The organism is Streptomyces sp. NPDC048411 (genome assembly GCF_040704695.1).
GTDB lineage: Bacteria > Actinomycetota > Actinomycetes > Streptomycetales > Streptomycetaceae > Streptomyces.
Genome location: NZ_JBEZKL010000184.1, coordinates 1 through 11128 on the forward strand (window position 1 = coordinate 1; position 11128 = coordinate 11128).

Annotated in this window: 4 protein-coding genes; 3 read left to right on the forward strand and 1 reads right to left on the reverse strand. The window is 71.0% G+C overall.

What is annotated here, in order from left to right:
• Positions 1–308 precede the first annotated feature (308 nt).
• The gene (locus AB0915_RS35695; RefSeq protein WP_366695031.1) at positions 309–4469 is read left to right on the forward strand and encodes a S8 family serine peptidase; all 4161 of its coding nucleotides are present in this window, start codon (positions 309–311) and stop codon (positions 4467–4469) included.
• Between the two features lie 284 nt (positions 4470–4753).
• Here AB0915_RS35695 and AB0915_RS35700 read toward each other — a convergent pair whose 3' ends face one another.
• Positions 4754–5851, reverse strand: a complete 1098-nt coding sequence (locus tag AB0915_RS35700; RefSeq protein WP_366695032.1) for an RICIN domain-containing protein — start codon at positions 5849–5851, stop codon at positions 4754–4756.
• 699 nt (positions 5852–6550) lie between these two features.
• Here AB0915_RS35700 and AB0915_RS35705 point away from each other — a divergent pair.
• Complete coding sequence (locus AB0915_RS35705) at positions 6551–9874, forward strand: right-handed parallel beta-helix repeat-containing protein (protein WP_366695034.1); 3324 nt, start codon at positions 6551–6553, stop codon at positions 9872–9874.
• Positions 9871–11128: S8 family serine peptidase (locus tag AB0915_RS35710; protein WP_366695035.1), on the forward strand; the 1258-nt coding region annotated here is incomplete at its 3' end. The genes AB0915_RS35705 and AB0915_RS35710, both read left to right, overlap by 4 nt.

An 11128-nucleotide genomic window follows, 5' to 3' on the forward strand; every position in this document is an offset into this window, starting at 1 on the left:
CCCGTTGTCCGCGCGAAGCGCGGGCGCAGCGGTGGTCGGTGCGTGCGATCGGCGTGCGGTGTCGCAGGTCATGTGGCGGAGCCACCTGTCCTGCGACACCGTGCGGCGAGCGTGCGTGCCGGGCGTCGGGGCGCAGGCGGGGAACTCAGAACAGGCCCTAGGCGCGTGGCCGGACCGTGCTTGCCCGGGCGACGACCTTGTGCTCTCACGCGGTCCGCCCTCCCCAGATGTTCCTCGTGAATCCAACAGGAGATCGATAGATGAAGCGAAGTCCGACAACGCAGCGTCTCAGAACGCGCTTGGGCGCGGTGACCGTTGGTCTGGCCATCTTCGGGGCGATCATGTCGCCCACGGCGGGCGCCACCGACACGGCGGGCGCCACCGATTCGGCCCGGCAGGCGTCGCACCCGGACGCAGGGCAGAAGAAGGTGTCACCGACCGCCGATGACGACCTGCGCAAGATCGTCTCCGCGGCCGGCGGGACCGTACCGGTCACGCTGATCACCGGTGACAAGGTGGCCGTCGGCGTCGACGCCGACGGCCAACCGGTCGTCCGCAACGTCGAGAGCGCGGCGCGGCCAGAGAGCATCCCGGTCGTTTTCCAGACCATCACCCACCTGGGCACCGTGCACTTCGTGCCGAACGACGCACTCGGACTGCTCGACGAGGGACTGCTCGACTGGGGGCTCTTCGACCTGACCGAACTGGTGGAACTCACCGCGGCCGGCAAGACCGGCGCGGTCGGCAAGACCGGCGAGGTGCCGGTGCTCGTCACCTACACCGACAAGAGCGCCGCGGCCAAGGCTCCGAAGCCGGCCGGCGTGACCGGCGGCAAGGCGCTGCCGAGCGTCAACGGCCGCTCGATGAAGATTGACGGCGGCGGCCGGTGGTGGCAGCAGGTAAAGGGCAAGACGGATACCCGCTCGAGCGTCGCCCGGTCCGCCGGGTCGCTGTCCGGGGTCAAGAAGGTGTGGCTCAACGGGATGGCCAAGGTCACCCTCGACACCTCCGTGCCGCAGATCGGCGCGCCTGTCGCCTGGGACCGCGGGTACGACGGCACGGGCGTGTCCGTGGCGGTGCTGGACACCGGCATCGACCCCAACCACCCGGACGTGGCCGGAAGCATCATCGACCAGGTCGACTTCACCGGCAACCCCAACGGCGCCCGGGACGGGCACGGGCACGGCACCCATGTGGCGTCCACGATCCTGGGCACCGGCGCCGCGTCCGACGGGCGGTACAAGGGTGTCGCCCCCGGCGCCAAGCTGCGGGTCGGCAAGGTCTGCGACGACACCGGGCACTGCCCTGAGGACGCGGTCATCGCGGGCATGGAGTGGGCCGCCCACTCCGGGGCCGAGGTCGTCAACATGAGCCTCGGCGATGTCCCCACCGACGGGACCGACCCGCTGAGCCAGTCGCTCAACGAGCTCAGCCGCAGCACCGGAACCCTGTTCGTGGTGGCGGCGGGCAACAGCGGTCCGACGAGCGGAACGGTCAACAACCCGGGCTCCGCCGACGAGGCACTGACCGTGGCGGCGGTGGACAAGCAGGACAAGATGGCTAGTTTCTCCAGCCGCGGACCGCGGGTCGGGGACGGCGCCGCCAAGCCGGACATCGCGGCTCCGGGGGTCGACATCGTCGCGGCACGTGCCGCCGGTACAACATTGGGCACGCCGGTGAACGAGTACTACATCTCGTCCAACGGGACCTCGATGGCCACACCGCATGTGACCGGTGCCGCGGCCATCGTCGCTGAGCAGCATCCGGACCTGACCGGCCAGCAGATCAAGTCGTTGCTGATGAGCACGGCCACCGACCTGGGCTACGCCGCGACCGCGCAGGGTGTCGGGCGGGTGAACGTCGCCGCCGCGATCGATCCGCGGATCACCACGGCGGGAAGCCTGGGCTTCGGCCGCCTGGCGTACCCGCACACACCGCTGACGAAGAAGGTCACCTACATCAACCACACCGACGAGGCGACCACGCTGCACCTCACGGCGTCGCTCTCCTCCGCCGGGAAGCCCGCCCCGGTCGGCCTGGTCGGCCTCAGCACGGATGAGGTGGTCGTGCCTGCGGGCGGATCGACCGAGGTGTCGGTGACACTCGACGGCCGGGGGGCCGACATCGACGGGGCCTTCGGCAACTACACGGGCACGCTGAGTGCCAGGGACTCCTCGGGAGCCCTGTGGGCGGCCACACCGGTCACCACCTACCTCGAGCCCCCGAAGCTTCCCCTGACCGTGAAGGTCGTACCCCCGCCGGGTGCCACCGACATCCGGTACGGCTACGCCACTTTCATACCGGTGGACGACGACGAGATCCCCGGCCTCGGCAGGGGTCCGGCGCTCGTCGCCGGCGGGGAGAAGGTCACCGCGTCGCTCTTCACCGGAACCTACGCGGCCACATTCCCCGTCAAGTGGCGGGACGCGTCGGGGGAGTGGCAGCAAGCCACACCGATGGCGCCGGAGGTGAGTCTCACCGAGGCGACCACGGTCACGCTGGACCTGCGCGACCTCAAGCGGGTGAGCGTGCAGTTCCCGGAGACCACCGAGGTCTACCAGATGGTCGACCTCACGACCCGGTACTCGGCGGACCGTGCATGGGTGATCTCGGCCTCCATGGTGACCGGGTACGACGGCACGACCAACTGGTGGACGCTGCCGACCGAGAAGGTGCGCACGGGAACCCTCACCGAGGAGATCTCCACCGTGCAGACGACTCCCGTCGTCACCATGAAGGCCACCGGCGGCGGTGCTCCCTTCAGCCTGGCCGCCCGCTACCGGACCCCGGACGTCTCGCTCGTCGGCTCGCAGACATGGCTCAAGGACGGGAAGTCGGTCCGTCGCAATGTCTCGGTCCCGATCGCGCGACTGCCGATCAAGGGAGATGTACCGGTGGTCTACGCGGGCACCGGGACCGCCTCCGAGCTCGCCGGCACAGACGCCCGGGGCAAGCTGGTGCTGCTGACGCCGACCGACATCTGCCAGGACACCTGTGACTTCCCGAAGCTCAGGGACGAGCGGGTGGCCGCCGCTGCCGCCGCCGGTGTACTGGTCGCGGCACCGGGTCTCACCTCACTGGGCGGCTCCGCACAAAGCACCGTCTGCACCGACGGGCCGAAGAGCTGCCCCGAGGTCCAGCCGTACGCCGCACTGCCGATCGTGAGGGTGCCCAAAGCCGAGGCGGACCGCCTGATCACGCGGATCAAGGCCGACGCCGATGTCGAGATCACTCTCGGAGGCGCAGCCACACCGAGGGCTTATGCCACCCATTACCACTCGGACGGTCAGATCGCCTCGAACCCCGAGCGCCGGGTCGGTAGGGAGCAACTCGACAGGGTCGACCACCACTTCCACGCCGACCGGCCCGGAGTGGTCACCAACATGGCCTGGACGCAGCTGTCGGATTCCCTGCCGGGCGGGGTCAGCATGTACCTGCCCCGTGCGGCCACACAGCAGACCATGACCACGTTCATCAAACGGCAGAACAACGCCATCAGCCAGTTCCTCACCGCCTGGGCCGACCATGGAGACGACCCTGTCCTGGTCCGGGACCGCAGTGAGAGCCGGGAGATGGTTCTCACCGGGCAGGACGAAGTCCACTGGAACCAGGGACCGCTCGTACCGGGCGCCGCGCCGCAGGTGCGGAGCAAGTCCGGAATGTTGTTCGACACGTCAACGCCGTGCTCGGGCTGCCGGCAGGGCGACACCTTCTACCCGACCTTCCAGCTGACCAGCAGCGGCGGTGCCCGCCAGGCAATGGTCGGAATCGTCGACAACGACCGACTCGCGGAACTCCTCTTCGGCGCCTACGCCTGTGGTCCAACGGCCCCGCCCACCGAGCCGACCCTCGACTACACCTGCGACTTCACGTTGCGCAACCAGTCCGGTGGCGAAGTCCAACGGCGTCTGACGCCACTGCAGTTCGACTACTGGGGGCTTCTCACCATCACCGGCAAGCTCGCCGGCTACGACCTGCCGGCGGAATCGGCCCGGTACACGTTCGAGGCCAGGACCAACGGGGTCAGGACGGAATGGACGTACAGCTCCGAGAAGCCGGCCAAGGATGATGCTCCGCAGCTCCACCCCTGTGTGGGCAAGGTGGTCGGTGACAACCGGGCGGCCTGCCGTCCGGAGCCGCTGACCTTCCTGCGGTACGACCTCGGTCTGGCCCTGGACAACACCGCCAAGGCCGGGGCCACCCATCAGATCACGATCGTCGGCTATCACCAGGAGGGCCTCACCGCCTCGCCCAAGGTGACCTCCCTGCACGTCGAGGCCAGCTACGACGGGGGCAAGACCTGGCGTCCGGTGTCCACCGAGGAAGCCGGGACGGACACCTTCACCGCGAAGATCAAGAACCCGAGCCGGAAGCAGGCGGCCGAGGGCGTCGGGCTGCGGATCAGCGCGACCGACAGCCAGGGCAACACTGTCAAGCAGACGCTCCCCACGGCGTACAAGCTGCGCTGACGGGTGCCACTGCAACGGTGAACCGGCCGAAAGGTCATAGGCCGGGGCGAGACTCAGCTCTCGCCCCGGCCGTCCGCTGTCCCTCGACAACACCTCGACAACCCCGGGTGCGCGCAGCGTCGGCGGCTGACCGCACCTCCGGTGGGTCGCCCGGTGTGTCACCGGTCGGGGCGGGGAGCGTCTGCCGGAACTTCCTCGACAACCACGTCGTCCCCAGCAGTCCTCTTCCGGCAATCAGAGTGTGCTGATGCAGAAGGGATGCCCTGCCGGCAGTCAACAGGCACTCAGTCCGTGGACCACTTCTGATTGGGGCTACCGGCGCAGGACCACAGCTGGAGCCGGGTGCCGTTCGCGGTCTGTTGGTCGCGCACGTCCGCGCACTTGTTGGCGAGACCGCTGACCAGGTCATGGCGGAAGTTGAGCACGAACCGCTGCGCCGCACCGCCGTCGCACGTCGCCAGGACGAGGTCCGTCCCATCAGCGGTCGAGCCGCCCGCGAGCTGCACGCACATGCCGAGCGAGCGCATGGTTCCGCCCGTGAACGTCCAGTGCTGCGAGGCGGATTGCGAGCAGTCCGAGATCATCAGCCCCGTGTCCGGCACGCCTTTGCCGCCGACGACGTCGATGCAGCGGTGGGACGCGTGGCTGAAGACGCCCATCCCCGGCACCGCGGCCTGTGCGGTCGTTCCGGCCTTGGCCGTCGCCTTCGCCGAGGCGCTGACGTGCGCGCCTGGGGACGCGGAGACCGTGCCCGACGCGCTGCTGGTGGGCGACGCCGACGGCGCGGGCTTCTGTGAACCTTCGGCCTGCTTGCCGGCCGCGCTCGCCGAAGGCGCGGTCAGTCCGTCGAGGACGTCACTGCTGTGACCGTCGGGGGCGACGGTCACCGACGCCCCGTCACGCTCCGCGCCCTGGTCGCCGTTGATCAGGCCGAGGGTCAGCAGGACACTGCCCGCCGCCAGCAGTCCCACGACGCCCACGACGACCAGGGCACCGCGCGAACCCTCGCGCCGGGTCTTGTCCTTGGGACGGCGGCCGGCCGGAGTGGGCGGTACGACGATGTCCGGAGCAGGGGTTTTGCGCGCTCCGCGGTGACGTGCGAAGTTCTCGTCGAAACGCTCTCCGGCCGAGCCGTCCGCTGGAGCGCCGGCCACCGCGGTCGGTGCCGTGGGGCCGCGGCCGGCGTTGCTCCGCGATCCGAGCGAGGAGAACTGCGTGAGCCGGGGCAGACGGGCGCCTTTGCCGGCCGGGTCGGGTATGAGGTCGCCGCCGTCCGGGACACCGTCCTGAGCGGGCCCGGCACCGCGCCCGATGGAACGGGTGCTGCCCGGGACTCTCTTGGGGAGATCGCGCGCCGACCGGGGTGTGTGTGGAGGCTTCATGTGTTCCTTTCGAGCGAGGCGCGGGCACGGAGCCGTGTCGTGGACGGACTTCGACGGGTCACCCGGGCGGTCCGGTCCTCCACACATACAGCGGATCCACCGCCGTCTCGGTTCGCCGCCACGACCGCCACGACGTATGACATGTGACTCATACCGGCCCGCGATCGACGACTCGAACCGGCGCATCGAACGGTGCGGCAGAAGCAGCCGGAGGGATCGGTCCGCGGCGGCGAGGACACCCTGACGGGCCGTTGGCAGGTGAGTATATCGGGCCGATCTGTGAGGGCGGGCAGGAAGGGAGAGGAGAGAGAAAGGGGGAAACACATTGTGGCGCACACCGGAACGCCTCCCTGGACCGATTCATCCCAGCGCAAACGCATCCCGGGGATGGCGCACCCCGGGGCTGACGTATACCGAGGCACGTCATCACCTGTGACATATGTGTCCCGGTCGGCACATGGTTCCCCCATGCCGCTGAACCTCAACTACTCTGGTCCCGGGTCGGCCGAGGGCCACCGAGGCAATCGAGTGGGGTGTCGGCAGGGCCGATGGCAAGACAGGTATCCGCCGCACGGTTGCCGACGTGTCCACCCGGTCCGCCAACCCAGCGACCTTGGCGCCCGGCAACATGGTCGCTGCCCGTGCAAGGCACTCCCGGTTCGCGGCTTTCCGGGGTGTCCGTCTGAGGAGGAACCACGCGTGTCTCGCCAGGTACTCACCGTCGGCCCGGACAGCGCCGACGGCTTGTCAACCATTGGGGAGGCGCTCGCCAGAGCGCGCAGTGGCGCGGTCCTCAGCGTCCTCCCCGGCACCTACCCGGAGAACCTGACGATCACCACGCCGGTCACCATCGTAGCCGCCCAGGCACGTGGCACCGTGGAGATAGCCCCGCGCCGGGGCACCGCCCTGACGCTGAAGGCGGACGCCGTCATGCTCACCGACCTGGTGCTGCGCGGCCGCGACGAGGAACTTCCGGTCGTCGACGCCCCCCGTGGACAGGTGGCGATGGACGGCTGCGAGATCGCGGCCTCCTCGTGGACCGCGCTGCTCGCCCGCAACAGCGGATCGCTGGCCCTGCGCGACTGCCGGGTGACCAACGGCACGGGCGCCGGCGTCGTCGTCACCTCGCCCGCGGACAGCTCCGTGGAGTCCTCCACCCTCGAACACCTCGGTACGACGGGCGTCGTGATCGGTGAACAGGGGCGGGTCACCGTGCGGGGCTGCACGATCCGCGACGCCCGCGGCAACGGCGTCCTGGCCAACGGCGACGCCCAGGGATCGGTCGAGGAGTGCGACATCTCCTCCACGGACCAGCCGGCGGTGGCGCTGGAGGGCCGCAGCACCACCAGTGTGCTGCGCACGGTGCTGCACGACACGTCCACGGGCCTGCACATCACGAGCGAGTCGCGCACCGTCTTCGAGGACGTGCGGGTGACGAACACCTCCGGTGTCGGCATCGCCGTGGGCAAGGGCAGCGATCCGCTGCTGCGCCGCTGCAGGGTGGCCCGTACCAAGGAGCACGCGGTACTCGTCACGGACCGCTCCCGCGGCACGTTCGAGGACTGCTGGGCGGACTCCTGCGAGGCGCCGGCGGTGCGGGTGACGGGATCGTCCTCGCCGGTCTTCGTCGGCCTCACGGTCCGGGACTGCGCCGGCACGGCGCTGCTGCTGGAGGAGGAGTCCGCGGCCGAACTGGACCGGCTGGAGGTCGTGGACGCCAAGGGCGTAGGCGTCTGTGTGCGCACCGGCGCCAATCCGCTGGTCCGCCGGGCCAGGATCATCTCCCCGGCGGGACACGGCGTGGAGGTGGTCAAGGACGGCCGGGGCCGCCTGGAGGACTGCCTGATCGAGCGGCCCGGGGGCGCGGGTGTCCGCGTGGCGGACGACGGCAACGTCTACGTCGGCGGGGGAACGGTGGACTCCCCGGAGGGCGCCGGGCTCTCCGTCGGCGCCGGCGGCACCATGACGGTGCGGGACTGCGCGATCACCAAGGCGGCGCTCAGCGGCGTCCTGGTCGAGAACGACGGCGACCTGACCGCGACCAGGGTGACGGCCCACGAGAGCACCGAGCAGGGCGTGCTGATCGCCGACGGCGGGCGGGCGGCCCTGAACTCCTGCGAGATCAGCGGCAGCGGCAAGGACGGCGTGCGCATCGAGTCCGACTCCCCGGTCTCCGTGGTCAACTGCACCGTCCGCGACAACGCGGGCGGCGGCCTGATCCAGGCCAAGGCGGGCGACCGGGTGGCCGTGGAGGGCCTGACCAGCGCGGGCAACGGCAAGCGGGACGCGTGGGGCGTCGGCGACGCCGAGGGCACCGACCCGGCCGCCTCCCCCGGCACCCAGGAGCACGGCGACGGCTCGGGCGACGACGGCTCGCTGGCCGCGCTCGACGCCCTGATCGGCCTGAACAACGTCAAGCAGCAGGTCCGTACGCTGGTCAACCTCACCCAGCTCGCCCAGCGCCGCGCCAGACTCGGCATGTCGGCGCCGCCGATGAGCCGGCACCTGGTCTTCGCCGGCCCCCCGGGCACCGGCAAGACCACCGTGGCCCGGCTCTACGGCAACATCCTCGCCGGGCTCGGCACCCTCCGGTCGGGACACCTGGTCGAGGTCTCCCGGGCCGACCTGGTCGCCCAGATCGTCGGCGGTACCGCCATCAAGACCACCGAGGCCTTCAACGAGGCCCTCGGCGGCGTCCTGTTCATCGACGAGGCGTACACGCTGCTGTCCGACGGCAAGGGCTCCGGCGCCAACTTCGGCCGCGAGGCGGTCGACACACTGCTGAAGCTGATGGAGGACCACCGCGACGACGTGGTGGTCGTCGCTGCGGGCTACTCCTCCCAGATGGACGACTTCCTGGCGTCCAACCCGGGCCTCGCCTCCCGCTTCTCCCGGACCATCGAGTTCGAGAACTACACCGTGCCCGAACTGGTCTCCATCGTCGAGAAGATGTGCCTCGGCCATCAGTACCGGATGGACGAGTCCACCCACCAGGCACTGGCCGTGCGCTTCGACCGCATGCCCAAGGACGCCACGTTCGGCAACGGCCGTGAGGCACGCCGGGTGTTCGAGGAGATGGTGGACCGGCAGGCGACCCGGCTGGCCGGTCTCGCCGAGATCTCCGAGAGCGACCTGCAACTGCTGCTGCCCGAGGACGTGGACGCCGAGGCGGCCGCCGCCGTCTCGGGCGAGGACACCCCGGACGAGACCAACCCGCTGGCACGACTGGGGGATCTGGTGGGTCTGGCGGCCGTGAAACGGGACGTCACCGACCTGGTCAACCTGCTGTCCACCGCGCGTCAGCGCGAGGCCGCGGGCCTGCCCGCGCCGCGCATCAGCCACCACCTCGTCTTCACCGGCCCGCCCGGCACCGGCAAGACGACCGTGGCCCGCCTGTACGGCGAACTGCTCGCCTCGCTGGGCGTGCTGCCCCGCGGCCAGCTCGTCGAGGTCTCCCGCGCCGATCTGGTGGGCCGGTACATCGGCCACACCGCGCAGCTGACCCGCGAGGTGTTCGAGCGGGCCATCGGCGGTGTGCTGTTCGTCGACGAGGCGTACACCCTCACCCCGGCGGGCGCCTCGGCCTCCGACTTCGGCCGCGAGGCGGTCGACACGCTGCTGAAGCTGATGGAGGACCACCGTGACGAGGTGGTCGTGATCGCCGCCGGGTACACCGAGGAGATCGAGGGGTTCCTGGCGTCCAACCCGGGCCTGTCCTCGCGATTCTCCCGCCGCGTCGAGTTCGCCGACTACTCCTCCGACGAACTGGTCACGATCGTGCGGGCCCATGCCGCGACATCGGGCTACGAGTGCGGACCCGGCACCGGGCAGGTGCTCCGGGAGCACTTCGAGACGCTGCCGCGCGACCGGTCCTTCGGCAACGGGCGCCTGGCACGCCAGGTACTGGAGGGCATGATGACGCGTCAGGCCGGCCGGATCAGCCGCATGGCCGCGCCGGGCCTGGAGGACCTGCGGCTGCTGCTGCCCCAGGACGCCCCACGGCGGGAGGGACTGTCCGCATGATCCGCAGACCGGGAGAGCGAACCCTGCGCCCGCGTGCGGGACTGCGGCCCGCCGTGCGCACGGGTGCGGCGGGACTGCTGCGGCCGGCCGTACGTCTGGGTGCGGCGGTCCTGCTGCCACCGGCCCTGACGGCGATGGCCGTGCTGGCCGTGGGGCCCGCCGCCGCTGCCGCGGAGGGCACACCGACCGTCAAACTGCCCGTCATGACCTCCGTGCTGGCCGACGACGCCGACTGCACCAAGCGGTCCACGGCAAAGGCCACGGCCACGCCCTGGGAGCACCAGAGCCTGGAACTGCTCCGCGCCGCACGGATCTCCCAGGGCGCGGGGGTCAAGGTCGGCGTCGTCGACACGGGCGTCTCCACCGAGGCGCTCACCCTCGCGGGACGGGTCGAGGCCCTCGGCGGCGGCGGAGACGACTGCGTCGGCCACGGGACCTTCGTGGCCGGACTGATCGCCGCCGCACCCGCCAAGGGCGTCGCCTTCCACGGCGTGGCCCCCCGGGCGAGCATCGTCGCGGTCCGCGCCACCACCGAGCACGGGACACCCTTGGCGGCCGGTGTCGCGGCGGGCATCCGCGACGCCGTGGACGCCGGCGCCCAGGTCGTCGAGGTGTCGGCGGCGTTCGAGACCAGGTCGGCCGCGCTCGACGACGCGGTGTCCTACGCCGCGAAGCACGACAGCCTGATCGTGGCCGCCGCCGTACCGGACCTGCCGAGCGGCACCGGGGCCGGCACACCGGCACCCCGGAACTACTGGCCCGCGGCCTCCCCCGGCGTGCTGAGCGTCCTGGACGTGGACGTCAAGGGCGTCCGCCAGGACGGCGCGCTGCTCCCCGTCGACGTCGACCTGGCGGCCCCCGGCGACGGCGTCGTCGGCATCGGGCCGCGGGGCAGCGGGCACTTCGTCGGCAACGGGGCCTCGCTGGCCGCCGGGTACGCTGCGGGAGCCGCCGCCCTCGTACGGTCGGCCTTCCCCGACCTGTCGGCCGCGGAGGTCGCCCGGCGCCTGATCTCCACCGCCTACCCCGACTACGTACCCCGGCTGGACGCCTACGCGGCGGTCGCCTCGGTGCCCGAGGACGGCACGAAGGGGGCCGGCGCCAGGGCCGACGCGCACGCCGGCGTCGTACGGATGCCCGACCACACGCAGGGGGAAGACGCCACCAGGACCGCTGTGCTGGTCGCCGCGGCCGGACTCGGGGTTCTCGTCCTCGCCGGATGGGCCGCGCTGGCCGTCCCGCGCGGCCGGGCCC

What these genes read in the sequence shown, in the direction of transcription:
- AB0915_RS35700 (WP_366695032.1), bottom strand. Translation starts at nt 5,851, where the DNA reads ATGAAGCCTCCACACACACCCCGGTCGGCGCGCGATCTCCCCAAGAGA.